General features: G+C 65.5%; 25 protein-coding genes. 16 read left to right on the top strand and 9 right to left on the bottom strand.

Annotation, left to right across the window (positions count from 1 at the left end):
* The first annotated feature begins 38 nt into the window (after nt 1-38).
* The 8 genes from CH268_RS25185 to purM all read left to right on the top strand — a co-directional run bounded on the left by CH268_RS25185 (nt 39) and on the right by purM (nt 9,390).
* On the top strand, nt 39-620 hold the full coding sequence (locus tag CH268_RS25185) for a CPBP family intramembrane glutamic endopeptidase (RefSeq protein WP_094666218.1): 582 nt from the start codon (nt 39-41) through the stop codon (nt 618-620).
* Between the two features lie 6 nt (nt 621-626).
* Nucleotides 627-1,013 (top strand): sterol carrier family protein, encoded by a 387-nt coding sequence (locus tag CH268_RS25180; RefSeq protein ID WP_032367488.1) that lies wholly within the window; start codon nt 627-629, stop codon nt 1,011-1,013.
* A 124-nt stretch (nt 1,014-1,137) separates the two neighbouring features.
* Entirely contained in the window at nt 1,138-2,700 is a 1,563-nt protein-coding gene (gene purF / locus CH268_RS25175) for an amidophosphoribosyltransferase (RefSeq protein WP_032367510.1), read from the top strand.
* A gap of 139 nt (nt 2,701-2,839) precedes the next feature.
* Nucleotides 2,840-4,483 carry an ABC transporter substrate-binding protein gene (locus CH268_RS25170; protein WP_045842145.1) on the top strand — a complete coding sequence of 548 codons (1,644 nt, stop codon included), beginning with the start codon at nt 2,840-2,842 and terminating at the stop codon, nt 4,481-4,483.
* A 96-nt stretch (nt 4,484-4,579) separates the two neighbouring features.
* Nucleotides 4,580-5,575: an ABC transporter permease gene (locus CH268_RS25165; RefSeq protein ID WP_032367512.1), complete on the top strand. Its 996-nt coding sequence runs from the start codon at nt 4,580-4,582 to the stop codon at nt 5,573-5,575.
* Nucleotides 5,575-6,543, top strand: a complete 969-nt coding sequence (locus CH268_RS25160; protein WP_032367489.1) for an ABC transporter permease — start codon at nt 5,575-5,577, stop codon at nt 6,541-6,543. The genes CH268_RS25165 and CH268_RS25160 overlap by 1 nt, the downstream gene beginning before the upstream one ends.
* Entirely contained in the window at nt 6,540-8,177 is a 1,638-nt protein-coding gene (locus CH268_RS28380) for an ABC transporter ATP-binding protein (protein WP_094666188.1), read from the top strand. The genes CH268_RS25160 and CH268_RS28380 overlap by 4 nt, the downstream gene beginning before the upstream one ends.
* 112 nt (nt 8,178-8,289) lie before the next feature.
* The gene (gene purM, locus CH268_RS25150) at nt 8,290-9,390 is read left to right on the top strand and encodes a phosphoribosylformylglycinamidine cyclo-ligase (RefSeq protein ID WP_027495851.1); all 1,101 of its coding nucleotides are present in this window, start codon (nt 8,290-8,292) and stop codon (nt 9,388-9,390) included.
* A 74-nt stretch (nt 9,391-9,464) separates the two neighbouring features.
* On the opposite strand, the gene CH268_RS25145 is transcribed toward purM, so the two are convergent.
* The 3 genes from CH268_RS25145 to ygfZ all read right to left on the bottom strand — a co-directional run bounded on the left by CH268_RS25145 (nt 9,465) and on the right by ygfZ (nt 11,667).
* Complete coding sequence (locus CH268_RS25145; protein WP_072692062.1) at nt 9,465-9,662, bottom strand: DUF3073 domain-containing protein; 198 nt, start codon at nt 9,660-9,662, stop codon at nt 9,465-9,467.
* A 248-nt stretch (nt 9,663-9,910) separates the two neighbouring features.
* Nucleotides 9,911-10,549, bottom strand: a complete 639-nt coding sequence (locus CH268_RS25140; protein WP_094666187.1) for an MOSC domain-containing protein — start codon at nt 10,547-10,549, stop codon at nt 9,911-9,913.
* Nucleotides 10,546-11,667 carry a CAF17-like 4Fe-4S cluster assembly/insertion protein YgfZ gene (gene ygfZ, locus CH268_RS25135; RefSeq protein WP_032400972.1) on the bottom strand — a complete coding sequence of 374 codons (1,122 nt, stop codon included), beginning with the start codon at nt 11,665-11,667 and terminating at the stop codon, nt 10,546-10,548. The genes CH268_RS25140 and ygfZ overlap by 4 nt, the downstream gene beginning before the upstream one ends.
* Before the next feature lie 45 nt (nt 11,668-11,712).
* Between ygfZ and CH268_RS25130 the strand changes: the two genes are divergently transcribed.
* From CH268_RS25130 to CH268_RS25110, 5 genes are all read left to right on the top strand, one after another.
* Complete coding sequence (locus CH268_RS25130; protein ID WP_094666186.1) at nt 11,713-12,579, top strand: aminodeoxychorismate lyase; 867 nt, start codon at nt 11,713-11,715, stop codon at nt 12,577-12,579.
* A 131-nt stretch (nt 12,580-12,710) separates the two neighbouring features.
* A complete protein-coding gene (locus CH268_RS25125) occupies nt 12,711-14,228 on the top strand; it encodes a cytochrome ubiquinol oxidase subunit I (RefSeq protein ID WP_094666217.1) in 1,518 nt (505 codons plus the stop codon).
* Nucleotides 14,229-14,237: 9 nt separating this feature from the next.
* Entirely contained in the window at nt 14,238-15,275 is a 1,038-nt protein-coding gene (gene cydB, locus CH268_RS25120; RefSeq protein WP_027495856.1) for a cytochrome d ubiquinol oxidase subunit II, read from the top strand.
* On the top strand, nt 15,272-16,972 hold the full coding sequence (gene cydD / locus CH268_RS25115; RefSeq protein ID WP_094621600.1) for a thiol reductant ABC exporter subunit CydD: 1,701 nt from the start codon (nt 15,272-15,274) through the stop codon (nt 16,970-16,972). The genes cydB and cydD overlap by 4 nt, the downstream gene beginning before the upstream one ends.
* Nucleotides 16,965-18,599: an ATP-binding cassette domain-containing protein gene (locus tag CH268_RS25110; protein ID WP_094666185.1), complete on the top strand. Its 1,635-nt coding sequence runs from the start codon at nt 16,965-16,967 to the stop codon at nt 18,597-18,599. The genes cydD and CH268_RS25110 overlap by 8 nt, the downstream gene beginning before the upstream one ends.
* A gap of 193 nt (nt 18,600-18,792) precedes the next feature.
* Here the strand turns inward: CH268_RS25110 and CH268_RS25105 are convergent, their stop codons facing one another.
* Nucleotides 18,793-19,458, bottom strand: a complete 666-nt coding sequence (locus CH268_RS25105) for an FABP family protein (RefSeq protein ID WP_027495859.1) — start codon at nt 19,456-19,458, stop codon at nt 18,793-18,795.
* A gap of 376 nt (nt 19,459-19,834) precedes the next feature.
* Between CH268_RS25105 and CH268_RS25100 the strand changes: the two genes are divergently transcribed.
* Entirely contained in the window at nt 19,835-21,364 is a 1,530-nt protein-coding gene (locus CH268_RS25100) for a cutinase family protein (protein WP_094666184.1), read from the top strand.
* A 67-nt stretch (nt 21,365-21,431) separates the two neighbouring features.
* Here CH268_RS25100 and CH268_RS25095 read toward each other — a convergent pair whose 3' ends face one another.
* The 5 genes from CH268_RS25095 to CH268_RS25075 all read right to left on the bottom strand — a co-directional run bounded on the left by CH268_RS25095 (nt 21,432) and on the right by CH268_RS25075 (nt 24,538).
* Nucleotides 21,432-21,737, bottom strand: a complete 306-nt coding sequence (locus tag CH268_RS25095; protein WP_008719402.1) for a DUF1416 domain-containing protein — start codon at nt 21,735-21,737, stop codon at nt 21,432-21,434.
* A gap of 1 nt (nt 21,738) precedes the next feature.
* Nucleotides 21,739-22,575, bottom strand: a complete 837-nt coding sequence (locus CH268_RS25090; protein WP_027495862.1) for a sulfurtransferase — start codon at nt 22,573-22,575, stop codon at nt 21,739-21,741.
* A 42-nt stretch (nt 22,576-22,617) separates the two neighbouring features.
* Nucleotides 22,618-23,094: a DUF4395 domain-containing protein gene (locus CH268_RS25085; protein WP_094666183.1), complete on the bottom strand. Its 477-nt coding sequence runs from the start codon at nt 23,092-23,094 to the stop codon at nt 22,618-22,620.
* A gap of 254 nt (nt 23,095-23,348) precedes the next feature.
* Nucleotides 23,349-23,762: a thioredoxin family protein gene (locus tag CH268_RS25080; RefSeq protein WP_032367498.1), complete on the bottom strand. Its 414-nt coding sequence runs from the start codon at nt 23,760-23,762 to the stop codon at nt 23,349-23,351.
* On the bottom strand, nt 23,759-24,538 hold the full coding sequence (locus CH268_RS25075) for an LmeA family phospholipid-binding protein (protein WP_027495865.1): 780 nt from the start codon (nt 24,536-24,538) through the stop codon (nt 23,759-23,761). The genes CH268_RS25080 and CH268_RS25075 overlap by 4 nt, the downstream gene beginning before the upstream one ends.
* 130 nt (nt 24,539-24,668) lie before the next feature.
* On the opposite strand from CH268_RS25075, the gene CH268_RS25070 reads away from it, so the two are divergent.
* Both CH268_RS25070 and mshD read left to right on the top strand, forming a co-directional pair.
* Nucleotides 24,669-25,427, top strand: a complete 759-nt coding sequence (locus CH268_RS25070; RefSeq protein ID WP_027495866.1) for a winged helix-turn-helix transcriptional regulator — start codon at nt 24,669-24,671, stop codon at nt 25,425-25,427.
* On the top strand, nt 25,428-26,366 hold the full coding sequence (mshD, locus tag CH268_RS25065; RefSeq protein WP_094666182.1) for a mycothiol synthase: 939 nt from the start codon (nt 25,428-25,430) through the stop codon (nt 26,364-26,366).
* Nucleotides 26,367-26,563: the final 197 nt, after the last annotated feature.

Below are 26,563 nucleotides of genomic sequence, written 5' to 3'. Positions count from 1 at the left end.
CCGCTCTGGCAACCGGAGTGGAGCCTGCGGAACGACCCATTCTGACCGGACTCGTGACAACGGCGTGGAGCACGTACGTGCTGCCTGCGGCCGGGCTCGGAGCCCGCGGGCGGGCAGTGGCCAACGCGTCGTTCGCCGTCGCTGTGGCTGCGGTGTCGGGATCGAATGCCGAACGGCTGGGCCTGCGTAACGCCGCATCCGGGCTGAAATGGGGTGCGGCTGCGGCAGCGATACCCGTCTTGGGGTCTGCGGTGGTGGCCGCCGTACCCGCACTGCGTCGACGCGTCCGTCCGTCCGAGGACGATCTCGCCGAATGGGTGCTGTTTCGAATTCCGGTGGGGACGGTGCTGACCGAGGAGTTGCTCTTCCGCGGTGTGCTCGATGCGGCATCGCCTGCCCTGTCGCCGGTCTTCTTCGGACTGTGGCACATTCGTCCCGCCCGCGCCGCCGGGGATTCGGTGGCCGGGACCGTCGCCGCGACGATCGTCGCCGGGGTGGTGTTCTCGTGGCTGCGGACGCGCAGCGGCAGTGTGCTCGCCCCTGCTGCGCTGCACTACGCACTCAACGCGAGCGGTGCCGTGTTGGCGCATCTCGCGGTAACCGAACGTGAGAGGAGCTGACCGGAGATGCCACCGCACAAGGAGGTCGGTCCCGCCGAGGTGCGCGAGGCCGTTCTGGCCGTCGCGGGCTGGATCAGAGGCGAGGCCGAGAAGCCGCCGCGGGCACAGATCGCCGCCGCCGTGCGCACCACCGCCAGAACTCTCGGTCAGAACGCGCCGGGGTCGTCGGTGGAGGTGCGGGTGCCGCCGTTCGTCGCGGTGCAGTGCATCGTCGGGCCCCGGCACACCAGAGGAACCCCGCCGAACGTCGTCGAAACCGATGCTCTGACATGGCTTCAGGTGGCTACCGGGACCCGGGATTTCGCCGAGGCGCTCGGCGACGGCTCGATCGATGCGTCCGGCAGCCGGGCCGTCGAGGTGGGTCGGTGGTTGCCGTTGCTGACCATCACCTGACCGCCGGATTTCAGCGGCCGTTCGGCCGTCGGGAATCTCCTGGACACACGATGCGTTGTGTCAGCCCGTGTGCCCGTAGACTGGGCACGGCCCCCCGCCCCGGACCCCCTAGGGAGCAATGCCCGTGACCAACGCCGATTTGTCGGTCGACAGTCCGAATCTTCTGGTAGGCAAACCCATCGACGAGCCGGAGAACGAGCCGCGCGAAGAGTGTGGAGTGTTCGGTGTGTGGGCACCGGGCGAGGACGTGGCCAAGCTCTCGTACTACGGCCTCTACGCACTGCAGCACCGTGGGCAGGAAGCCGCAGGCATAGCGGTGTCCGACGGCTCCCAGGTGCTCGTGTTCAAGGATCTCGGCCTGGTCAGTCAGGTGTTCGACGAGCAGACGCTCGGCGCGATGCCCGGGCACGTCGCCATCGGCCATTGCCGGTACTCCACCAGTGGGTCGGTGACGTGGGAGAACGCGCAACCGATCTTCCGTACCACCACTGCCGGTACCGGTATCGCGCTCGGGCACAACGGCAATCTGGTGAACTTCGCCGAACTCGCCACCAAGGCTCGCGATGCGGGCCTGATCAGCGATCGATTGCAGGGCAACGGGACGTCGGATTCCGATGTCGTGACGGCACTGCTGGCGCACAAGGCCGCCGACTGCACCATCGAGCAGGCGGCGATGGAATTGCTTCCGCTGCTCAAAGGCGCGTTCTGCCTGACCTTCATGGACGAGCACACCCTCTACGCCGCGCGTGATCCGCACGGCGTTCGGCCGCTGTGCCTCGGTCGCCTCGATCGCGGCTGGGTCGTCGCCAGCGAGACCGCAGCACTCGACATCGTCGGTGCAGCGTTCGTCCGCGACATCGAGCCCGGCGAACTGCTGGCGATCGACGCCGACGGCGTTCGGTCCTCGCGTTTCGCTGCCCCCGAGCCCAAGGGCTGCGTGTTCGAGTACGTCTATCTCGCACGGCCCGACAGCGTCATCGGTGGTCGATCGGTGCACTCGACTCGGGTGGAAATCGGACGTCGCCTCGCCAAGGAGCATCCGGCCGAGGGTGATCTGGTCATCCCGGTGCCCGAGAGCGGAACTCCGGCAGCCGTGGGCTTCGCCCAGGGCTCGGGAATCCCGTACGGCCAGGGGCTCATGAAGAACGCGTACGTGGGCCGCACGTTCATTCAACCGTCGCAGACCATTCGCCAGCTCGGTATCCGGCTCAAGCTCAACCCTCTCAAAGAGGTCATTCGCGGCAAAAGGCTCGTGGTGGTGGATGATTCGATCGTTCGCGGCAACACGCAGCGGGCGCTGATCAGGATGCTGCGCGAGGCCGGCGCCCTCGAGATCCACGTCCGTATCGCGTCCCCGCCGGTGCGGTGGCCTTGCTTCTACGGCATCGACTTCGCTTCTCCCGCAGAGCTGATCGCCAATGGCGTCGATTCCGAGGACGGAATCCTCGAAGGCGTCCGGCAGGCCATCGGTGCCGACTCGCTGGGCTACATCTCCATCGACGGCATGATCGCGGCGTCGGAGCAGCCCGAATCGCGCTTGTGTGCAGCATGTTTCACCGGGAAGTACCCCATCGATCTGCCCGCGGACAATGCACTCGGCAAGCACGTGCTCGAGGGTCTGCTGGCGTCGGCCGCTGGGCAACCGGTGGACAACGACGCGAATGTGAGCGCTCTCAGCCGTCCTTGACCTGGTCTTTTCCGTTAGGGAACAGCAGGGTTTTCTCAATGCCACATATTGGAAACAGTCCATCGGTACTGTCCCGAGTTACATAGGACACACCGATTGGATAGAGGCTCAGATGACCCTGTCGCCCGACGACGGACGCATGCAGCGCTACAGCGCCGCATCACGAACGGCTGTGCGTAAGCACGGCAAGAAGACCGCCGCAGTGGCCGCACTGTCGGTACTTGCACTGACCGCCGCAGCGTGCGGCTCGGGACGCACCGACGCCGGTGGATCCGGCGACGGCGGCGGCGGTGAGACCATCACGGTCGGCACCACGGACCAGGTCACCTCGCTCGACCCGGCCGGCTCGTACGACAACGGATCGTTCATGGTGATGAACCAGACGTATCCGTTCCTGATGAACTTCGCTCCCGGTAGCTCCGAGCTCGAGCCCGATGCGGCCGAGAGCTGCGATTTCGCGGAGCCGACCGTCTACAAGTGCACGCTCAAGGACGACCTGAAGTTCGCCAACGGCAATCCGCTGACGAGCGAGAGCGTCAAGTTCTCGTTCGACCGCATCGTCGCGATCAACGATCCGAACGGGCCGGCGTCGCTGCTGACCAATCTCGACAGCATCGCGACACCGGACGAGAAGACGGTCGAGTTCACCCTCAAAGCGGCCAACGATCAGACGTTCCCGCAGATCCTCGCGACACCCGCGGGCCCGATCGTCGACCAGACGGTGTTCCCGGCCGACAAGGTGCTCGACGACGACGCAGTGGTTGCGGGCAAGCCGTTCGCCGGCCCGTACTCCATCTCCAGCTATGGCAAGAACTCACTCGTCAGCTTCGTGGCCAACGGGGACTACAACGGCATTCTCGGCACCCCGAAGACGTCGTCGGTCAACGTGAAGTACTACACCAGCTCCGACAACCTCAAGCTCGATGTGCAGAACAAGGCCATCGATGTGGCATGGCGCTCCCTCACCCCGACCGACGTCGAATCGCTGGGAGCCGTCGACGGCCTCACGGTGCACGAGGGTCCCGGCGGCGAGTCCCGCTACATGGTCTTCAACATGAACACGATGCCCGGCAACACCCCCGAGCAGAAGTTGGCCGTACGCAAGGCAATTGCTGCCTCGGTCGATCGCCAGGCGCTCTCCGACGGCGTCTACAAGGGCACCTACACCCCGCTGTACTCCGTGGTGCCGACCGGTCTGGAAGGTTCCAACAAGGCCTTCTCCGACGTCTACGGTGAGACACCCAACAAGGACGAGGCTGCCGGATTCCTTTCCGCTGCAGGCGTCGCCACTCCGATCCAACTCAACCTGCAGTACAACCCGGATCACTACGGCTCGAGCTCGAGCGAGGAGTACGCCGCGATCAAGAGTCAGCTCGACGCGACGGGCTTGTTCAACGTGAATCTGCAGTCCACCGAGTGGAGCACGTACACCAAGGAACGTGTCGCCGACGCGTACCCGGTGTACCAGCTCGGCTGGTTCCCGGACTACCCCGATGCAGACAACTACCTGACGCCGTTCTTCGGACCGGACAACTTCCTCCAGTCGCATTTCGAGAACCCGGAGATCACGTCACTGCTCGACCTCGAGCGCACGACCGCCGACGAGAACGCACGGATGCAGATCATCGGACAGATTCAGACCGAGCTCGCGACCAACTACCTGCCGACCCTTCCGCTGTTGGAGGGCAAGCAGATCGCCGTCGCCACCGACGAGATCAGCGGTGTGGACGAGACCCTCGACGCCTCGTTCAAGTTCCGCTTCGTCACTCTCGCCAAGAGCTGACCGGTGCCCGCTACCGCACAGACGCCGGTAGGGGAGAAGAAAGCGCAGCAGGCGAGCGCGCCGTCACGATACGGCGCGCTCGCCCGCTATCTCGGGATCAGGTTTCTGCTGATCATCCCGACTGCCTGGATTCTCGTCACCGTCGTCTTCTTTCTCATGCGTGTGATCGGTGACCCGATCACCGCCGCCCTCGGCGGTCGACTACCCGCCGAACAGATCGCCCAGCGCAAGGCCGAGGCCGGATACGACCGGCCGATCCTGACGCAGTACTGGGAGTACCTCACCGGATTGTTGCGCGGCGATTTCGGCCGCTCCGCCACCGACAATCGCGCGATCAGTGACGTCCTGCTCGTCAACGGTGCTGCCACACTGGAATTGGCGTTCTGGGCGCTGCTCGTCGCGTTCGCGGTCGGCATCCCGCTCGGGTTCTACGCCGCCACCCATCGCGACCGGTTCGGTGACGCGTCGCTGCGAATCTTCGCGATCCTGGCGTACGCGGCCCCGGTGTTCTTCGTCGGCATGCTGCTCAAGCTGCTGTTCGCCGTCAAGCTCGGCTGGCTGCCGGTCGCCGGGCGGGCCAGTACCAATGTGGAACTGGCACTGCAGAACGTCTCCCCGAAGACGAACATTCTGATCATCGACTCGTTCCTGTACGGCGACACCGGTTACACCGTCGACGTGCTCGAACACGCGGTTCTGCCCGCTCTTGCGCTCGGCCTGCTGACGGCCGGTGTGTTCCTGCGATTGGTGCGAGTCAACCTGATTCAGACGTTGCAGGCGCCGTTCGTCGACGCCGCCCGCGCGCGCGGGCTGAGCGAGGGCACGGTGACGAGGCGACATGCGTTCCGCAACGCCATGATTCCCATCGTCACCGTCATCGGACTGCAGATCGCCGTCCTCCTCGGCGGTGCCGTACTCACCGAGACGACCTTCGAGTGGCAAGGACTGGGCTACGAACTCGCCCGTTATCTGCAGGCCCGCGATTTCGTTGCCGTGCAAGGCATCGTGACGTTCCTGGCCGTGGTGGTCGCCGTCGTCAGCTTCGTCACCGACGCGATCGTCGCCCTCATCGACCCGAGAGTGAGGTTCTGATGAGCACCGAAGTCGTGCTGTCCGACGTCCCTCCCACCCGTCCGCACCGCAGAGGGTTCCCCGGCGTCGCGTTCGTGAAGTCCACCTCGGGATTGCAGCGGGTCACGCTCATCGTCGGGTTGGCGCTGATGGTGGGGTTCGTGATCGCGGCGCTGTTCGCGCCGATTCTCGCGCCGTACGGTTTCTCGCAGACCAGTGACGCCGGTGCGGATTTCGCCCGCCAAGCCGCGCCGTCCGCGGATCACTGGTTCGGTACCTCGGTTCGCGGTGAGGACGTGTTCTCGCGGGTGATCTACGGTGCCAGAACCGCATTGATGGTCATCGCCTCGTCGCTGGTGCTGTCCCTGATCATCGGCGTTCCCCTCGGTCTGGCCTCGGGTTACATCGGCCGCTGGTTCGACCGGGTGCTCGTGCTGTTCATGGACGCGATGTACGCATTCCCGTCTCTGCTTCTCGCGGTGGTCATCTCGATCGTCGTGGCAGGCGGTCAGTCGTCGAGTTTCGGCGGTATCGCCTCCGCGGCCATCGCCATCACGGCGATCTTCGTGCCTCAGTACTTCCGGGTGGTCCGCAACGCGACGGTGGCCGTCAAGACCGAACCGTACGTCGACGCCGCGCGGGTGACCGGAGCCGGTACACCGCGAATTCTGTTCCGGCACATACTCGCCAACGTGGTGCAGACACTGCCGGTCATCATCACGCTCAACGGAGCCGAGGCCATCCTCACCCTCGCCGGGCTCGGCTTCCTCGGGTTCGGGATCGAGCCGACCTCCGCCTCGGAGTGGGGATACGACATCAACAAGGCCCTACCGGACATCTCCAACGGCATCTGGTGGACGTCGGTGTTCCCAGGCCTGGGCATCGTGCTGGTGGTCCTCGGTCTGACCATGGTCGGTGAAAGTGCAAGCGAGACACTCAATCCGCTGCTGCGCACTCGCAAGAAGTTCAAGAAGGCGGTGAAGGTATGACATCGAGTGTCGTGACTCCACGCGAGTCCGCATTGTCGGTGCAGTCGTTGTCCGTTTCGTTCGTCACCGATGCCGGCGAAGTCGATGCCGTCACCGAGGTCTCGTTCGAGGTCTATCCCGGTGAAGTTCTCGCCGTCGTGGGGGAGTCGGGGTCGGGTAAATCCGTCAGTGTTCGCTCCGCCATCGGGCTGCTACCCGATACCGCGCGGGTCGACGGGCACGTGGTTCTCGGCGGGCAGGACGTCACCACGCTGAACGACAAGGCGTGGGCGAGGCTGCGGGGCAACAAGATCTCGATGGTGTTCCAGGAACCGGGCAGTGCTCTCGATCCGTTGTTCACCATCGGGTATCAGATCGTCGAGGCGCTGCGTGCACACACCCGCGCGGACGGTAAACGGATGGGCAGTAAGGATGCCAAGGCGCGGGCCATCGAGTTGTTGACGATGGTGGGGTTGCCGAACCCCGAGCAGCGCTTCTCGTACTACCCACACGAGCTCTCCGGTGGCCAGAAGCAACGCGTCATGATCGCGATCGCCATCTCGTGTGAGGCGAAAGTCATCATCGCCGACGAGCCGACCACCGCCCTCGACGTCACGGTGCAGGCCGAGATCCTCGAGCTGCTGCGCGATCTGAAAGACCGGCTCGGGTGCGCCATCGTGCTGATCACCCACAGCATGGGCGTCGTGTCCGATCTGGCGGACCGCGTCGTCGTCATGCAGAACGGCCGCGTCGTCGAGGAAGCGCCGGTGGCACAGCTGTTCGACGCCCCCGAAGACGAGTACACCAAAAAGCTGCTGGCCGCGGTGCCGACCCTTGCTGCAGTGGAGTCGGACAAGACCGTCGACACGTCGGGCGAGCCGGTACTCGAGGTCTCGCAGCTGGTGGTGCAGTTCTCCGGTGGGGTCGGCTCCTCGGCATTCCGAGCGGTCGACGACGTCTCGCTGACCATCCACCGCGGCGAAACCCTCGGTCTGGTGGGCGAATCGGGCTCGGGTAAGTCGACGATCGGCAGGTGCGTTGCAGCGCTCCAGAAGCCGACCAGCGGCAGCGTGACGGTGATGGGACAGAACATCGCCGGCGTGAGCGAGCGCAAGCTCAAGCCCTTGCGCAAGCGATTCGGCTTCGTCTTCCAAGACCCATCGGCGTCGCTGAACCCGCGGCTCACCGTCGGACAGTGCATCGCCGAGCCGATGATCGTGCACAAGTACGGCTCCAAGGATGCGATCGCGGCCAGGACCACCGAGCTGCTCGACGCCGTGCAGCTACCGTCCGGCACCGACAAGCGTTACCCGCACGAGCTGTCCGGTGGGCAACGGCAACGCGTCAGCCTGGCGCGGGCACTGGTGCTGGGACCGGATCTGGTGGTCGCGGACGAGCCGACCAGTGCACTCGACGTCTCGGTCCAGGCGGCCGTACTCGACCTGTTCGAGGCGCTGCAGCAGGAGTTCGGTTTCGCCTGCCTGTTCATCAGCCACGATCTGGCGGTGGTCGATCGCGTCGCACATCGAGTGGTGGTGCTGCGGGGCGGCCAGGTCGTCGAGCAGGGCACGCCGTGGAAGATTCTGCGCTCGCCGGAGGAGGAGTACACGAAGAAGCTGTTGGCCGCCATCCCGGGCAAGCGGCTGCACACGTGAATTCTTCCCGCCAGCGGGCACTCCGGTACCGTTAGGGCGCTATCTGCGCCGCTACGCACGGTTCGCGTGCTTTGGGGGCGCTGACATGAACGAGTACACAGGCTGGAGCCGAATGACCGAGGAATCCCAACCCACGAGCGCAACTCACTCGGGCGGTGCCTCCTACGCGGCGGCCGGGGTCGATATCGCCGCAGGAGACCGAGCAGTTCAACTGTTCGCGCCACTCGCCAAGAAGGCCAGCAGGCCCGAGGTCATGGGCGGTCTCGGTGGTTTCGCCGGTCTGTTCGCGCTCAAGGGCGACTACCGCGAGCCGGTCCTGGCTGCCTCGACCGACGGAGTCGGCACCAAGGTCGCCGTCGCCCAGGCCCTCGGCAAGCACGACACCCTGGGTCTCGACCTCGTGGCCATGGTCGTCGACGATCTGGTCGTGTGCGGAGCCGAGCCGCTGTTCCTGCAGGACTACATCGCCGTCGGCCGTGTCGTACCCGAGCAGGTCGCGGAACTGGTCAAGGGCATCGCCGAAGGCTGCATCATCGCCGGTTGTGCGTTGCTCGGCGGCGAGACGGCCGAACACCCGGGGCTGATGGCCGACGGTGACTACGACCTTTCTGCCACCGGCATCGGCGTCGTGGAGGCGGACTCGATCCTCGGACCCGAGCGCGTTCGTCCCGGCGACGTCGTCATCGGCATGGGATCGTCCGGTCTGCATTCCAACGGCTACTCGCTCGCTCGCAAGGTGCTGCTCGAGATCAACCACATGGATCTCGGCGGACACGTCGAGGAGTTCGGCCGCACACTCGGCGAAGAACTGCTCGAGCCGACGAAGATCTACGCCAAGGACTGCCTCGCACTCGCGGCCGAGACCGACGTGCGCACGTTCTGCCACGTGACGGGCGGCGGACTCGCCAACAACCTCTCGCGCGTCATGCCCGAGGGTCTCGTGGCCGAACTCGATCGGACCACGTGGAGCCCGGCCCCGATCTTCTCCCTCATCGCGCAGCGCGGACGCGTCGAGCGGGCCGAGATGGAGCAGACGTTCAACATGGGTGTCGGCATGGTCGCGATCGTCGCCCCCGAGGACGTCGATCGTGCTCTGGCAGTACTGACTGCACGGCACATCGACTGCTGGACGCTCGGCACGGTCAAGAAGGCTGCGGGCAAGGACGTCGCCGACGAGCGCGCGCTGCTGCTGGGTAACCACCCGAGGTTCTGACCGGCTGGTCACACGACGAACAAGTGAGGGGGAGCCGCGGTGCGGCTCCCCCTCAGTCGTTCAATGCACAGTTTCTAGCGTCGCCAGTCCTCGTACTCGTCTTCCTCGACTCGGGAATGCACATCCGAGTCAGAGTGGATGCCGCCACGATGGGAGTTGGACGAACCACCGGAGAGCTCTCTTTGCAGACTCTCCAAGTCCGTTGTCGGCGAGCTGTACTTGAGCTCACGAGCGACCTTTGTCTGCTTTGCCTTAGCCCTGCCTCGGCCCATGGCGGTGCCCCCTCGCGGACTTGCGGGGCGGCCTGGGGAAATTTGGCGGCCCCGTTAGAGTTGGTATTTCTTCCTGGCACACACTCTAGCGCGCGAATCGCCGCGATGCGCATACGGCACCACGTGTCGATGCCGGGCCCGGCGGCGCGACACGCCCGGGGCAGGGGTCCGCGCTGCCTGTACCTGCGCATATCCGTGCTCAGGCGAACTATCTTCGCGCTACGACACGAAAACAGTAGTGCTGCGCGTCATGGCCTCCGCGACGATTTCAGCGCCGCCGCCGCGTCGCGGTACACCTTCGGTGCCAATCCGGGCTCGTCCAGAAGAGTCTGCATCGCCGCGGCGTCCCGCCCCTCGAAGAGCATCCGCACCGTCACCGCGTGCCGTGGAACCGATTCGACCGTCACCGAATCACCGGCGGCGAAGACCCCGGGCTCGAGCACTCGGAAGTAAGCGCCCACATCTCCCCGGGCCGTGAATCGGCGAACCCACCCCGGCTCGCCCATCCACCGCGCGAACGTGCCGCAGGGCTTGCGTGCGATGGTTGCCTCCAGTGTCACCGTGCCGATGCGCCACCGCGTCCCGATCACCGCGTCGGTCACCGGGACGCCGCTGGTCCGCAGATTCTCGCCGAACCGTCCTGGCTCGACGGGCGCACCCAGCTGATCGGCCCAGTACCGGGCTTCTGCCTCGTCGTAGGCGTACACGGCTTGATCGAGACCACCGTGGAACTTGGTGTCGGAACAGTGGTCCCCGCCGATGCCGAGCTCGTGCACATCCACCGGGCCGTGCGCGGGGCGCTTGTCGATGCCGCTGTCGACGACGCCGCGCCGCCCGAACGGGACGTCGGCATGCACCACGCAGACCGCCGAGACGGTCCCGGTCACCGGCCGCGAAGGCGATCGACGGCCGCGCGGCCGGCCTGCACGTCGTCGTACGAGGGGATGGAATCGGGGTCGATCGACGCTGCGCACGGACCCGCCTCCAGGGCGGTGTCCACCGGAATCGTTCTCTTGACCAGCGCGAGGGCAACGGGCCCGAGCTCGAAGTGGTCGACAACGGTCCCCAGACGCCCCACCGCGCGGCCACCGGCGGTGACGGGGTCGCCGGTCACGGGCCGTCCGTCGGCGGAACCGTCGAGATGCAGGAGTACCAGGTGACGCGGCGGTCGACCGAGGTTGTGCACCCGCGAGACGGTCTCCTGCCCGCGATAGCAGCCCTTCTCCAGATGAACCGCGCCGAACTCGGCTGCGCTGCCGATCCATCGGACCTCGTGCGGAATGGTCTTCTCGTCGGTGTCCACGCCCACCCGCGGTCGCACCGATTCCACCCGCAACGCCTCGTACGCCCACGTTCCGGCCGGGGCAGCACCGGCGTCACGGAGGCGAAGGAACCAGTCGCTCAGGCCTGCTCGGGGGACGACGACGTCGTACGAGTTCGGACCCGGCCAGGGCATCCGCCGGACGAAGCCGCCGCCGTCCACTGCCGACGCGCCGTAGATCTCGCTCGGAACCGGGAGGCCCGCCTTGTCGAGGATCGACGCCGCGTCGGATCCGAGGACGGAGAGAACGACGAGTTCGTCGGCCTCTCTGGGTTCGGCCTTGGCCCAGAAGACCATCTTCTTCAGGAACGACAGCAGATCCGGTCCCTGTGCACGTTCGGTGTCGATGTAGGTGACCCCGCCCAGATCGGTCTGAACGAAGTGATGCTCGATGCGGCCGTTGACGTCCAGGCTCAGGTTTTCGGCCGAGCTGCCGTCGGGCAGATCCGACACGAGTTGGCTCGAGATCGTGTTCAGCCAGCTCGAGCGCTCGTCGCCGCTGATGGCAAGCACGAATCGGTGGGATCGATCGATGACGGCGGCTGCGCTGACGGCACTGCGTTGTTCGCCGAACGGATTGCCGTAGTGCCAGGCGACGCCGGCATCGACGCTGTCGTCGGGAGAGGGCACTGCGCCGGGGAGAGTGAGAAGAGGACTCGGGGTGATCGTCACAGGATCGGACACCACTCCATAGTAGGAGCACCCGGCCACAGCCTTTAGGGTGGCGGCATGTCGGAGTCGGTAGTGGTGACGTTGGACGGCCGAGTGCACGACGCGGATCGGCCGTTGCTGTTCGCCGACGATCTGGCTGCCGTGCGTGGCGACGGCGCGTTCGAGACGCTGCTGGTGCGTCACGGCTCGGCCTGCGGCGTCGAGCTGCACCTGGCGCGTCTGGCCGTGTCGGCGGCGGCCCTGGATCTTCCCGTCCCCGATCCGGATGCCTGGCGCGCAGTGATCGAGCAGTCGGTCGGCCTGTGGACGGAGAAGTCCACGGACGAGGGCGTTCTGCGGTTGGTGCTGAGCCGTGGTCGTGAGGGCGGCGGCGATCCGACGGCGTTCGTAACGCTGGGGCCACTGCCGGGTCGAGTGCGCAACGCCCGGGAGAACGGGGTGTCGGTGATGACGCTCGATCGGGGCTACTCGGTGGACTTCTCCGCCGGTGCGCCGTGGCAGCTGGCAGGCGCGAAGACGTTGTCGTACGCGACCAACATGGCCGCGCTGCGCCACGCTGCCCGCCAGGGCGTGGACGACGTGATCTACCTCAGCAGCGAGGGCAGAGTGCTCGAGGGACCCCGATCGACGGTGGTGGTGGCGCGCGGTAAGACTCTCGTCACACCGTCGGTCGAGCAGGGCATCCTGGCGGGCACCACTGTTGCCGCCCTGTTCTCGGTGGCCGAGGCGGCCGGCTGGACGTGCGAGCACGGGCATCTGTATCCAGCCGATCTCATTGCAGCGGACGGTGTTTGGCTCGTTTCGAGCGTCACGCTGGCGGCGCGGGTGACATCGATGAACGGCGTCGTTCTGGGGCGGCCCAGCCGCGCGGACGAGGTGCCCGAGATGGTCGATCTCGCGGTGGAGGCCGTTCGGATGCTCTGAGGGTCCAATGGCCCTGTCGAAAGACTCTTCCCTACTACTACTCGTAGTAGTACATTCGAATCAGTCGCGGGCCAATGCCCTGACCTGCGGTGTTGCCCGTCACAGCTCGGGTGGAAGAGTTCGGAGTATCGATGGACGCGTTGGATGTCTCGCGGTGGCAGTTCGGTATCACCACCGTTTATCACTTCATTCTCGTACCCCTCACCATCGGCCTCGCGCCGATGGTGGCGGCCATGCAGACCATGTGGGTGATCACCGGCAAGGATTCCTGGTATCGACTGACCAAGTTCTTCGGCAAGCTGTTCCTCATCAACTTCGCACTCGGCGTCGCAACGGGAATCGTGCAGGAGTTCCAGTTCGGAATGAACTGGAGCGAATACTCACGATTCGTCGGTGACGTGTTCGGTGCGCCCCTCGCACTCGAAGGGCTGGTCGCGTTCTTCCTCGAGTCCACGTTCCTCGGTCTGTGGATCTTCGGATGGAGCAGACTACCCAAACTCGTTCACCTGGCGACCATTTGGCTCGTCGCCATCGGCGTCAACGCCTCGGCCTTCTTCATCATCGCGGCCAACTCCTGGATGCAGCATCCCGTCGGCGCGATCTACAACGAGGAAACCGGCCGCGCCGAGCTGACCGACATCTGGGCGCTGCTCACCAACAACACTGCGCTGGCAGCATTTCCGCACGCGGTCGCAGGCGCATTCCTCACCGCCGCCACATTCGTCGCCGGCATCTCCGGATGGTGGATGGTCCGGGAGGCGCGAAAGAAGAAGACCGAGAACGAGCTCGGCACACTCCCGGCCGATGGGGTCACTCCGCAGGCTGCGCTCCCGGCCACCGACTCGCGCTCGATGTTCCGATCGGCAGCGCGCATGTCCTTCATCGTCATGATCGTTGCGGGTGGGGCGCTTGCCATCACCGGAGACATTCAGGGCAAGCTCATGTTCGAGCAGCAGCCGATGAAGATGGCCTCCGCAGAATCGTTGTGCGACACCGAAACCGGAGCCAGCTTCTCGCTCCTGACCGTGGGTACCCACAACAACTGCGAATCCGTGGTGCACCTCATCGCGATCCCCGGCCTCACGTCGTTCCTGGCGGAGAACGACTTCGGTGCCACCGTGCAGGGCGTCAACCAACTACAGGATCAGTACGAGCAGCAGTTCGGACCGGGCAACTACAAGCCCAACCTGTTCGTCACCTACTGGGCGTTCCGGATGATGATCGGTCTGGCCGCAGGCTCGGCGCTGCTCGCTGTCGCGGGACTGTGGGTCACCCGAGGTGGCCGGATTCCCGACCAGAAATGGTTCTCGTGGCTGTCGCTGCTGGCCATTCCCACGCCGTTCCTGGCCAACAGCGCCGGCTGGATCTTCACCGAAATGGGGCGTCAGCCGTGGGTTGTCGCGCCCAACCTCTCGGGAGTCGATCAGATCCGGCTCACCGTCGACCAGGGTGTCTCCGACCATCCCGTCGGCCTCGTCGTCGCCTCCCTGGTGACGTTCACACTGCTGTACGCCGCTCTCGGAGGCGTCTGGTTCTACCTGCTCCGGCGCTACGTCATCGAAGGACCTCTCGACCACGACGCGCACCCGCACGTCGACCCACCGGAATCGGAAGACGATGAGCCCAAGCAGCTCTCGTTCGCGTACTAGGGGATAGCAATGTCATTGCCCGAATTCTGGTTTCTCATCATCGCTTTCTTCTTCGTCGGCTACTTCGTGCTCGAAGGCTTCGACTTCGGCGTCGGCATGCTCATGCCCATTCTGGGTAGGCACCCCGACCCCGTGACGGGGGAGAAGCGTCGTCGCGCAGTTCTCAACACCATCGGCCCGGTCTGGGACGGCAACGAAGTCTGGCTCATCACTGCAGGCGGTGCCCTGTTCGCGGCGTTTCCCGAGTGGTACGCCACGTTGTTCTCGGGCTTCTACCTGCCGTTGCTGTTGATCCTGGTGGCGCTCATCCTGCGCATCTGCGCCATCGAATGGCGCGGCAAGATCGACGACCCGGTGTGGCGTCGTCGCTGCGACATCGGCATCGGCATCGGCTCGTGGGTTCCGGCGGTGCTGTGGGGCGTCGCGTTCGCCAACATCGTCCGCGGAGTCGCGATCGACGAGAACAAGAAGGTCACCGCAGGGTTCTTCGACCTCCTCAACCCGTACGCACTGCTCGGCGGAGTAACGATGGCCGTGGTGTTCGCACTGCACGGTGCCGTGTTCATCGCGCTCAAGACCTCCGGTGACGTCCACGAGGACTCGGTGAAAATGGCAGCGTGGCTGTCGGTTCCGGCAGTGCTCGTCGGTGGAGCCTTCGCGCTGTGGACACAACTCGCGTACGGGAAAACCTGGACGTGGGTACTGGTCGCGGTGGCAGCAGTGGCCCTACTGCTCGTCGTCGCGCTGACGGCGAAAGTACGTGAAGGCTGGGCCTTCGTCTTCACCTGCGTTGCCATCGTCGCCGTCGTCGTGCTGCTGTTCGCGTCCCTGTTCCCCAACGTGATGCCGTCCAGCACCGACGCCGCCTTCGATCTCACCATCGCCAACGCGTCGTCCAGCCCGTACACGTTGACGGTGATGACGTGGGCTGCGGCATTCGCTGCACCCGTCGTCCTCGGCTACCAGGCGTGGACGTATTGGGTCTTCCGGCAACGTATTTCGAGCGCCCAGATCCCCGACTCGATCGGGCTGTCGGTGAAGTCGTGACCGCAGCCACCACCCCGCGGACACGGCCGAAGGGCCCGGTCGATCCGCGACTGTGGAAGTACTCGCGCTCCGCCCGCGGCTACGTGCTCGTCACGGTCGCGCTGTCGACCGTGGTCACCCTGTGCATCATCGTGAGTGCACTGGCGATCGGACGCGTGCTGGCCGGCGTCATCACCGACCCGTCGGCCAGATCGTTGTCCGCATGGACGACGGAACTGGTCGTCCTGGCCGGTGCAACAGTGGTTCGGGTGCTCGCGACCGGAGCTCAGTCGCGTTACGCACACCGGTCGGCGTCGCGGGTCGTCGCCGAGCTGGAGATCGAAGTACTGACGACAGCAACGCGTTTCGAGCCTCGCGAGCTCGACGCCGAGCGCGAGGAACTGGCCGTCGTCGTGACCCGCGCCATCGGCGGACTACGGGCGTACCTCACCGGCTATCTGCCGGCGCTGGTGCTGGCCGTCATCGTCACCCCGTTGGTCCTGATCGTCATCCTCACACAGGATCTGACATCGGCCGCCATCATCGCCGTGACCCTGCCGCTCATCCCCGTCTTCATGATCCTGATCGGCTTGCTGACCAAGGGCCGGGCGGCCGCCACGCTCACCACGATGACCAGGTTGTCTGCACAACTGCTCGATCTGTTGGCAGGCCTGCCGACTCTGCGCGCGCTCGGGCGCGAGCACGGGCCGGCCGCTCGCGTTCGTGCACTGGGCGACGCCCATCGTCGAACGACCATGCGCGCACTGAAGATTGCGTTCCTGTCGTCGATGGTGCTCGAGTTGCTCGCGACGCTGTGTGTAGCGCTGGTTGCCGTCGGCATCGGGCTGCGTCTGGTGTTCGGCGAGATGACACTCGAAGCCGGCATCATCGCGCTCGTCCTCGCGCCCGAGGTGTACTTTCCACTGCGCGCGGTCGGCACCCAGTTTCATGCGGCCGAGGACGGCGTCGAGGCAGCCGATCGTGCATTCCGGGTGTTGGACCGGCGAACGGCGCGGCCGACCGGTGGCCGCACCGTCGACGCGACAGCCGTCGACATCGAGCTGGACGGGCTCGGCGTTGCAAGTCGGGACGGAGCGGCACCAGCGGAGCTGAGTGCGCTGTGCCGGGCGGGCACCGTCACGGTCCTGACCGGACCGAACGGCGCAGGTAAAACGACTGCGCTGCACGCGATCCTGGGCCTGACTCCGCCGTCGACCGGCGCGGTGAGCGTCGGGGGAGTGCCGATCGCTGAACTCGATCTCGAACAGTGGTGGGCGCAGGTGGCCTGGCTCCCGCAGCGGCCGGTGTTGGTGCCGGGCACCCTCTACGACAACGTGACCCTGCACGGAATCCCCGACTCGGCTGCACTGGAACTCGCCTGCCGCGCAGCCGGATTCGACGAGGTGCTTCGAGAACACCCCGAGGGCTGGGACACCCGCGTCGGGCAGGGTGGGGTGGGGCTCTCGCTCGGCGAGCTACAGCGCCTCGCACTGACGCGTACCTTCGTGTCCGATGCTCCGGTGATGCTGTTGGACGAGCCGACGGCACACCTGGATCCGGTGAGTGAAGCGACTGTGCTGCAGGCGGTTCGAGATGCCGCCGACCGCGGCGTCACTGTGGTGATGGTCGGTCATCGGCGTTCGGTGCTGCATGCCGCCGACCGCATCGTCGAGGTGCGCAGCGACTCGACCACGAAGCGGGAGTTCGAGCATGTCTGATCTGCGACGAGCGCTGGCGCTGCTCGAGCTGTCTCCGCGCAGAGTCGTACTGGCCGTGTTGGCGGGAGTAGCGACGCTGGGCAGTGCACTCGCCCTGGCGGCGCTGTCGGCGTGGTTGATCACCCGGGCGTGGCAGATGCCACCGGTGCTGGACCTCTCGGTTGCCGTCGTAGCCGTTCGGGCACTGGGTATCTCGCGCGGGGTGTTTCGGTATCTCGAACGCTTGACCACCCATGATGTGGCGCTACGTGGAACGACGGCGGCCCGCACGAGGATCTACGAGAGACTGGCGAACGGGAACGGCGCGGTCGCTCTGCGACGGGGTGACGTTCTGGCGCGCACCGGTGCGGACGTGGACGTTCTCGGTGACGTCGTCATCAGGGCCGTCGTTCCGATCTGTGTGAGCGTGCTGATGATGCTCGCGGCCGTGGGCCTGCTCGCGGGAATCGCACCTGCCGCCGCATCGGTTCTGGCGGTGGCATTGCTGATCGCCGGCGTGGGTGCACCGATACTCGCGGCCCGGTCGGCGAGGATCGCCGAGGAAGCCGGTGCCGAAGCCGACGTGCGCTTCGCCGAGACAGCGGTCCGCGCACTCGACCATGCGGCGGAACTGCGAGTCGCCCGTCGTCTGGACGCGACACTCGCCGAAGCCGAGGGCGCAGCACACGACTCGGTGGTTGCCCGAGATCGTGCGGCGCGTCCGTCGGCACTCGCCGATGCCGCACAGCCACTGGCGATCGGAGCGTCGGTGATCGGGTCGTTGCTGATCGGCATCGGGCTGTACGGCCCGGACGGAGGCACGGCGGGCGGCATGACGCCGATGGCGTTGGCGATCATCGTGTTGGTTCCACTGGCCGCATTCGAGGCGACCGCAGCTCTGCCCGCAGCGGCAATCGCACTGATGCGCGGCCGAATCGCGGCCACCCGAATCATGACCATGCTCGATGCGGCGCCGCCCCATGTGAGTGGCAGCCTGAACGGGTCGTTCCGCGGGCTCCACTCCTGCCCGACCCCTGCTACGAACTTTCGCGCACATGCGCGGAGCGCAATCATCGGGCCCAGCGGATCGGGAAAGACGACGATGCTTCGGGCGCTCGCCGTCGAATTCGGCTCGGATGCAGCGCTGTTCGCCGAAGACGCGCACCTGTTCGACACCTCGATTCTGGAGAACCTGCGAGTGGTGCGCGGCGACGTGGACGAAGACCAGGCAACGCAGGCACTACGACGAGTGGGTCTCGGACCGTGGCTCGACGCGTTGCCCCAGGGCGTTCACACGACACTGATCGGTGGGGCGCAGGCGGTCTCGGGTGGCGAACGTCGTCGACTCCTTCTCGCACGCGCACTGCTGAGCACCGCGCCCGTCGTGCTGTTGGACGAGCCGACCGAACATCTCGACAGAATCTCCGGCGAACGTATTCTGCGCGAGCTGCTCACCACCGACGACGGGCTGTTCGGTGCCGAGCGAACGGTGGTCGTCGTCACTCACCAATTGCCCGAGAACACCGACGCCGACCAGGTGATCGACCTCGGAGACCGGACTGCGAAAAAACCCTTTGCCGACTCCCGATCGCGGGCGTACGTTGGAAGTACACGAGAGAGGAGGTGGTCTGAAGTTGATGAACTCTAGGACGCGTGAGGTGGCTGTCAGCTAGCCGCAATCGCTGACGGATTCACTGCGAAGACCGCGCGAGCGGCAGGCGAATCCCAGGCAGCTACCCGGCCCCCGAGCCCCCGACCTGTCCGGTCGGGACCTGACAACAGGTATGGCTCGGGGGCCGTTCGCATGCGAACGGCCCCCGAGATCCGAAAAAGATTCTGCGTCAGCCGATGTAGCGGGTGAGGCGGGCCGACAGACGCGGTGCGAGCGGGCCGTCGGCGACGACACGTTCCTCGACGTACGCCAGATCCCCGCCCTCGACGATTCCGTACAGGCGGCGAGCTCCGCCCACCAGTGCGCCCGAGGTGCTGCGGATGACGACGTCGGTGGCAAGTTCCCAGGACGACTGGGTCAGGGCGTGACCGTAATACAGTTCGACGACGCCGGTGCTGTGCGTCAGCAGCAGCTCGACGACTTCTTCGTCCTTGGACCCCTTGACCCCGTCGCCGCCGCTGATGCGCCAGAACCCGGTCTCCCGAAGGTCGGGGTGCGCGTAATTGCCGTCGGAATCGAGTCTCCAGGAGCGCGATTCCCAGCTGAGGTAGCTGCCGCCGTCATGGGAGACGACGATCTGCTGACCGAAGGGATAGTCGGTGTCCGTTTCGGGATCGTGCCCCTCGCCCTGACCGCGCCACACGCCGACGAGTGGCAGCAGCGCCAGCATCGACGGGTGCAGATCGGGGCCGAGCCGCAGGTTTGCGGTGTCGTCCGGGTGAGGGATGTCGGGCAGCACCGGGATGTTGCGCGCCGACGCCTCGGCGAACTTCTGCTCGGCAGCCGAAATGGCTTGGTCACCGCTGGTGATAGGGGTGCCCAGTCCGTCGTCGATGCTGTCGGGGTTGCCCGCGCCCGGTTCCGTCACGACTCGTCGTTGACCAGTCGGTAGACGACATAGAGCGAGAACGCGATGATGGCTACTGCCGCAAGCGCCAGCAATACCTCGAAGAAGATGACCACGGAACCGAGTTTAACCCGCGGCGAGACCGGTCGATGACAACGGTCCGTTTCCGCGCTGTGGCATTGGTGACACACCATCATTTTTGCGGCCCACAGTGCCCTGGATCACTCGTAGTGATGGCGAAACCGACGCGAGCAGGTACCTTCTTCCCGGGGGCGTCGGGCTCTCGACTTCGAGAGCGCCGACGAATTCACTATGTGTGTCGTCAAGGCTGTTGTCTTGTAAGGCTGGGGAGGTCTCTGCAGAAATGCTGCGTCGTAAGCGTGTTCTGACATCGTCGTTCGGTTCCGTATTGGTTCGATCGGCGGTTGTCACAGTGGCGTTGGCCCTTGCAGCTCCCGCTGCTGCGCTGGCCGCGCCCGACTCGGGATCGTCCGATTCGGGTTCGGCAGAGTCGGGTTCGGCCGACTTCGGTTCGTCTCAGGGCCCGAATATCGATCCGAACAACTACGCGCAGGACTGCCCGGACGTACTGCTGTTGGCGGTGTCCGGAGCCACCGACTCGGACTCCGATCGCAATCCGCTCAACGAAGAAGCGCAGACGATCGCGTCGAACTGGGTCGGCAACGTCACCGTTCCGGTCGGTGAGGCGAACGCGGACAGCCCCGGCACCGTCGGCTGGCTCTACGTCCCGTATTCCTCCACCTACGGCTTCGACGTACTCGACAACGTGCCGACCTACCAGGAGTCGATCGCCGACGGCATCGCGTCGACCAATCGGTTGATGGACGAGTACAAGACCAAGTGCGGTGAGAAGACCAAGTTCGCGCTCCTGGGGTACAGCGTCGGCGGCGAAATTCTCGATCGCGTGACGATGGAACTCGGCCACCGCGACCCCAACGCTCTCGTCACGTCCGACGACGTCGTCGGTGTCGTCATGGTGGGGTCGCCCTACCGCCCGGCCGGCGTGCCGAACTTCGGTGACGAGGTGGGCCAGTCGCTCGGCGGCTTCATGGACCCGGCGCCGCGGGACTACGGGTCGATGACGGACAAGGTCACCTGGTCGTGTCGGCCCTACGATCTCGCCTGCGACTCGCCGGACAAGATCGAACTGCTGCAGCTGGCGCTCGGTGTACTCGGTCAGATGCGGTTGACGCTGCTCAACCCGGTGCAGACCGTCTCCGACTTCGGTCGGACGGTCGCCTCCATTGCCACCCGCGCGATCATCGATATCGCCACGAACAAGTCGTGGCTCGAGTCGGACGAGACGCTCCTGCAGGTTCTCGTCAAAGTCTCCGACCGGCAGTATCAGGTGGACGATGCGAAGGCTGCAGCAGCGCTGTCGCCCGATCAACTACTTGCCGATCTCAACTGGGCTCTCGGTCCGGGTGCCGAGACGGTGAAGGCGAAGTTGCGCGCCGAGGGCGAGGGCCTGGTGGAGAACAACAAGGGCATCGTCGACGTCGTGCTCGGCCCCTACTTGGCGATCGGCTTTCTGCAGCACCTGTCCTACTGGTACAACGACCCCAACGACGGGGTCGAGTGGGAAAGCGAAAAGATGGTCGCGTGGGTGACCGATCTCGCCCGAACCGAACGCGAGAAGAAGAACGCGCCTCCCGCGGTCGACCCGGCCACCCCCGAGACCCAGGCACCCCAGACCCAGGCACCCGAGACGCCCGCGCCCGCCCAGGAATCCCGGGTGCTGCCGGAGCCGGGGACGCAGACTCGCGTCAGCGACCTCGGAGCCTTCCTCGAATCCCAGGGCATCCCGGTACCTCCCGGCATGTTCCCGCCGCAGTACTCCACGGTCCCCGAGCCGGCGCGAGCGGTCGGCTAGAGCAACGAAAAGAACCCCGCACCTGGTTGCCAGGTGCGGGGTTCTTCTATGTGATCGAGTCGGTGACTCAGACTCCGACGGTGACGTCGGCCGAGTGCACGCCCGCGCCCTCGGGCGTGATGACGGTGTCGCCGTTGCCCGATGCGGACAACGCCCGCAGCGTCCACTGTCCGGGGGCAGCGAAGAAGCGGAAATCGCCGGTTCCCGACGCGACGACCTCGGCGGTGAATTCGCCGGTGCCGTCGAGGAGACGGACGAATGCGCCCGCTACCGGCTCACCGTCGCCGGCGAGGACACGGCCGGTGATGACCGTTTCCTTCTCGACGTCGACGCCTGCGGGGATGGTCTGACCCTGCACGGGTGCTCCACACATATCAGTGAACCTCCAATTCGATGGGTGCTCCGACGAGGGAGCCGTATTCGACCCAGCTGCCGTCGTAGTTCTTGACGTCTTCCTTGCCGAGGAGCTCCTTGAGCACGAACCAGGTGTGGCTCGAGCGCTCACCGATACGGCAGTAGGCGATGGTGGCCTTGCTGTCGTCGTAGCCCTTGGTCTTGTACAGCTCTTCGAGTGCCTCGTCGGACTTGAACGTGCCGTCCTCGTTGGCGGTGGTGCTCCACGGGATGTTGATCGCGGACGGGACGTGGCCACGCTGCTGAGCCTGCTCCTGCGGGAGGTGTGCCGGCGCAAGGATCTTGCCGGAGAACTCGTCGGGGGAGCGCACGTCGATCAGGTTCTTGTTGCCGATGGCGTCGATGACCTCGTCGCGGAAAGCGCGGATCGACAGATCCGGTGCCTCGGCGCGGTACTGGGTGTTCTCCCGGCTGACGACGTCCTTCGACAGCGGGCGGCCGTCGAGCTCCCACTTCTTGCGGCCGCCGTCGATCAGCTTGACGTCCTTGTGGCCGTACAGCTTGAAGTACCAGTAGGCGTAGGCGGCGAACCAGTTGTTGTTTCCGCCGTAGAGCACGACGGTGTCGTCGTTGCTGATGCCCTTGGCCGAGAGCAAGCCGGAGAACTGCTCCTGATCGAGGAAGTCGCGGCGAACCGGGTCCTGCAGGTCCTTGCGCCAGTCGAGCTTGACCGCACCTTCGATGTGTCCGCCGTCGTAGGCGCTGGCGTCTTCGTCGACCTCGACGAAGACGATCTTCGGTGCGTTCAGGTTCTGCTCGGCCCAGTCGGCAGAGACCAGGACGTCGGAGCGAGCCATGGTGTTCCTTTCGGTCTTTCTTGTCGGATCAGGGGGTAGTTGTCACGCTGCGGTGCGCGAGTTGCCGCGCAATCGAGCTGCGAGGGGGTAGATCATGCAGCCCAGGCACACTGCGAACGCTGCGTTGAGAAACGCCGCGAAGAGCGCGAAGCCTGTCGCTACGGTGCCGACGACGGGAGCGCCGAGAGCGAATCCGAGGACTCCGACGGCGGCGAACACGAAGCCCACCAGTTGGGCGAACTTCAACGGGGCCACCGGCTCACGTTCTGTGGTCGGTGAGCGCCGCGGCGCGACGAATGTCGCGTAGATCGTGCCGTACGGACTGTGCTTGGGTCCGCGGACGGCTCCGATTCCGAACACGATCGCCTGGAGCCCCAGCAGGATTGCCGCTGCGGGAATCGAGACCGTGCTCGCGAGGAGGACGACGACCAGAACTGCGGTGGTGATCCACGCGGCGAAGCGCGGACCACGGACGTCGACCTGGTCGATCGTGGTGGTGTGGGTGTCGGATGTCGACATCGAGAGGTACTCCTGTGCGAGGCCGGGGCACGGCTTGTCGCCGGTGCTCGGATGTGGATTTCGATCATCGGGCCGGCATCACGCATGGGCGTGGCGGCAGACGGAAATCAGCAGCAGCGACAGCAACAACCGCCCAGTCGGCACAGATCAACCGTGCGTCGACTGGTGAGCATGAGCTCGCGGCGGGAGAACACGAAGTGCATCCTACCCGTTACCAGGGGCGCGTCGTACCGCCCACCTGAGTAGCTCTTGCCCTACAGCGCGTCGAGAGCCTCGCGCAGAGCTGCGGCCGACGGCACGCCGGCAATTCTCGAACGCCGACGCAGTTCTCCGTCGAGGACGAAGGTCGTCGGCAGCGAGAGCACTCCGAGTTCACGGGCGAGAACAGGCTGAGCATCGATGTCGAGTTCGACTTCGCGTGCGTCGGTGCGGTCGGCGAGAACCTGATGCACCACACGACGCACGGCAGCGCACGGACCACACCAGTCCGCCGAGAAGTGCAAAATCGTCGGAGTTCCCGAGGTGACGCCCGCATCGACGAGCAGCGGGAGAAGGTCGTCGGAATCGGTGGACGCGATGGTGCGTACGGCACCGGAACGACGACGCAGAATCAGTCCGACAGCAACGGCAAGGACCGCCACGACAACCAGAACTGTGATCCCTGTCACGGCTTTTCGATCTCGTTGAGGTCGATGTTCACGTTCTCTCCCGACCCTTCGACGACGATCTGTGAACCCTCCGCGTAGACGTCCGTGGGCAGCAGTCCGAACGGCAGGCTCTGGCGTTCGATGGTCTTGGTGAACAGGCCGAGAACTGTGGGTTTGGCGAAATCGGGAATCGTGAAGTCGGCCTGCCCCTCCGGTCCGAAGTAGAAGTCCGATGCCACGATGGCGACACTGTCACCTTCGAGCAGAAGGTCGGCCTGCACGCTGACGGTGGTCTGCAGCGGTCCCACCGGAACCGTTCCCGTCAGTACGACGCCACCGGCGGTGGTCTTGCCCGACCCGCCGGAGCCGCCCGTGCCGTCGGACTTGTCGGCCGGAGGTGCGGAAACCTGCAGGTCGACGATGCCGAGGAACCGTCCGAGATCGGTTGCCTCGATGCGGACGCGGCCGTCGAGCTCGTCCACCGGGATGTCCCGGACGTTGTTGTCGATCAGGTCGGACAGGGCGATGTGGACGCCGCGCAGGTTGGCTTCGATGGTCGTCGAGCCGACGTATTCGGTCGGGACGTCCTGGGCCCGGATCTCGATGTTCTGATAGCGGCCGTCGGCGGCCTGGGTGAGGAACGGAAAACCGTGCACGATCACCTGGGGGTCCGAGGTGAGTTCGCCGCCGTCGCGGATGGCGCGCGAGACGCGATATTCGGAGTAGGCCGCGGCCCCGAAATCGACGACGAGCGCGAGGGCCAACAGGCTGACGAGTCCGATGAGAAGTGTGCGCACCGGTCCATTGTGACCGAAGCATCGCGTACTGCCCGCTCCGACCGGTTGTACGGACAAGCTAGTCTGTGTCCTTGACGATCACTCGATTCCAGCGTCGGCTGGACCGGCCAGCGGTAAGAACGGAGACGCAGTGGAGCTCCTGTTACTGACCTCCGATCCCAATCCGGAGGGCGTACTCCCGTCTCTCGCGTTGCTGGCTCACCACATCCGGCCGGTACCGACCGAGGTGTCTTCTCTCCTCGAAGCAGGTTCTGCCGACATCGCGCTGGTGGATGCACGTACCGATCTGGCTGCTGCTCGCGGTCTGTGTCGACTGCTCGGTAGTACCGGCTCGGCCATCCCCGTGGTCGCGGTCCTGACCGAAGGCGGACTGGTCGCAGTCAATTCCGACTGGGGGCTCGACGACATCCTGCTGCCCGGCACGGGTCCCGCGGAACTGGACGCTCGGCTACGTCTGTTGGTCGGCCGGAGCGGCGGGGTTGCGAGTCCCGAGACGTCGGGCAAGATCACGCTCGGTGAGTTGGTCATCGACGAGGGCACGTACACCGCACGGTTGCGCGGTCGCCCACTCGATCTGACCTACAAGGAATTCGAGCTGCTGAAGTACCTGGCTCAACATGCGGGCCGCGTCTTCACCCGCGCCCAGTTGCTGCAGGAAGTATGGGGCTACGACTTCTTCGGTGGCACTCGCACCGTCGACGTCCATGTTCGACGCCTCCGCGCCAAGCTCGGCACCGAGTACGAGTCGCTGATCGGAACGGTGCGGAACGTGGGCTACAAGGCCGTGCGTCCGTCGCGTAACTCCAAGGGCGGTACGGCTCCGGACGCCATGGCCGGCGATTCCGACGATGCGGATTTCGAGTTCGAGCAAGAGAGTACGCTCTCGTAGATGAATTCGGATACTGCGTTCGACGTCCACCCCCTCGACGGCGACGCACCGTCCTCGCGCGTCAGCGACGAGATTCACCGGATCCTTTCGCGTGCAACCGAAGTCGACGGTACTGCGCCGCTGTCCGAGCAGGCTGTCAAGGCCGTCGACGCGGGTGAGAGCGTCGTTCGATTCGTTGCCACCGACGCAGATCGAGTCGTCGGGTACGTCGGCGTCGCCGACGGTATGGCCGAGGCAGTGGTCGATCCGGAGTATCGCGGTCGCGGCATAGGTCGGCGATTGGTCAGCAGCGCACTCGATCTCGGCTCCGACACGCGGATCTGGGCGCACGGAAATCTGCCTGCAGCACAGTCCGTGGCGCGGGCGCTCGGGCTGACGGTGGCCCGGGAACTGCTGCAGATGCGACGGGCCGCGGCAGAGCCCGACCTGCCCGATGTGGTTGTACCGCAGGGTATTTCGCTGCGAACCTATCGTGGTCACCAGGACGATGCCGAATTGTTGAGGGTGAACAACGCGGCGTTCTCCTGGCATCCCGAGCAGGGCGGCTGGACCGACCGCGACATCGCGTCGCGGCGAGACGAGCCGTGGTTCGATCCGGCGGGTCTCTTCCTGGCCTTCGAGGAAGGCAGCGACCACCTGCTCGGATTCCACTGGACGAAAGTTCACGCCGCTGAGGATCGGGTCGTTCCGCAGGCTCCACTCCCTGGGGGCAACGACCCGGCCATCGGCGAGGTGTACGTGGTCGGTATCGATCCGCAGGCGCAGGGTCGCGGTCTCGGACGGGTACTGACCCTGGCCGGGCTGCATTATCTGCGCGGTCGCGAACTGGACCAGATCATGCTGTACGTCGAGGCCGACAACACCGCGGCGGTGCACACGTACACCAAGCTCGGGTTCGCGAATTACCACGTCGACGCCGCGTACGCGCGGACCGCGTAATCGGACATTTCCAGCACGGTGTTCATCTTCCGTTCACCCACGCGGGGGTAAACGTCTACCACCTGCCTTTACCTTTCTCTCTGGGCGGCAACCTACGCTGCCTGGTGCGAGGGTTCTTCTGAGCCGGCACCTTCACAGTCGCAGCGCGAACCTCGAGTTCGCGCCGCGATCACGGCCCAAGATTCCTCGGAGGAAAC

Source organism: Rhodococcus sp. 06-1460-1B (assembly GCF_002258475.1).
In the GTDB taxonomy this organism is placed as follows: Bacteria; Actinomycetota; Actinomycetes; order Mycobacteriales; family Mycobacteriaceae; genus Rhodococcoides; species Rhodococcoides fascians.
This window is presented reverse-complemented; position numbering and strand designations above follow the sequence as displayed.

Coding starts and splice junctions, on each gene's coding strand:
- CH268_RS25180 (WP_032367488.1), top strand. CDS start 627: ATGCCACCGCACAAGGAGGTCGGTCCCGCCGAGGTGCGCGAGGCCGTT.
- CH268_RS25170 (WP_045842145.1), top strand. CDS start 2,840: ATGCAGCGCTACAGCGCCGCATCACGAACGGCTGTGCGTAAGCACGGC.
- CH268_RS25160 (WP_032367489.1), top strand. CDS start 5,575: ATGAGCACCGAAGTCGTGCTGTCCGACGTCCCTCCCACCCGTCCGCAC.
- CH268_RS28380 (WP_094666188.1), top strand. CDS start 6,540: ATGACATCGAGTGTCGTGACTCCACGCGAGTCCGCATTGTCGGTGCAG.
- purM (WP_027495851.1), top strand. CDS start 8,290: ATGACCGAGGAATCCCAACCCACGAGCGCAACTCACTCGGGCGGTGCC.
- CH268_RS25145 (WP_072692062.1), bottom strand. CDS start 9,662: ATGGGCCGAGGCAGGGCTAAGGCAAAGCAGACAAAGGTCGCTCGTGAG.
- CH268_RS25130 (WP_094666186.1), top strand. CDS start 11,713: ATGTCGGAGTCGGTAGTGGTGACGTTGGACGGCCGAGTGCACGACGCG.
- CH268_RS25125 (WP_094666217.1), top strand. CDS start 12,711: ATGGACGCGTTGGATGTCTCGCGGTGGCAGTTCGGTATCACCACCGTT.
- cydB (WP_027495856.1), top strand. CDS start 14,238: ATGTCATTGCCCGAATTCTGGTTTCTCATCATCGCTTTCTTCTTCGTC.
- CH268_RS25110 (WP_094666185.1), top strand. CDS start 16,965: ATGTCTGATCTGCGACGAGCGCTGGCGCTGCTCGAGCTGTCTCCGCGC.
- CH268_RS25100 (WP_094666184.1), top strand. CDS start 19,835: ATGCTGCGTCGTAAGCGTGTTCTGACATCGTCGTTCGGTTCCGTATTG.
- CH268_RS25095 (WP_008719402.1), bottom strand. CDS start 21,737: ATGTGTGGAGCACCCGTGCAGGGTCAGACCATCCCCGCAGGCGTCGAC.
- CH268_RS25090 (WP_027495862.1), bottom strand. CDS start 22,575: ATGGCTCGCTCCGACGTCCTGGTCTCTGCCGACTGGGCCGAGCAGAAC.
- CH268_RS25085 (WP_094666183.1), bottom strand. CDS start 23,094: ATGTCGACATCCGACACCCACACCACCACGATCGACCAGGTCGACGTC.
- mshD (WP_094666182.1), top strand. CDS start 25,428: ATGAATTCGGATACTGCGTTCGACGTCCACCCCCTCGACGGCGACGCA.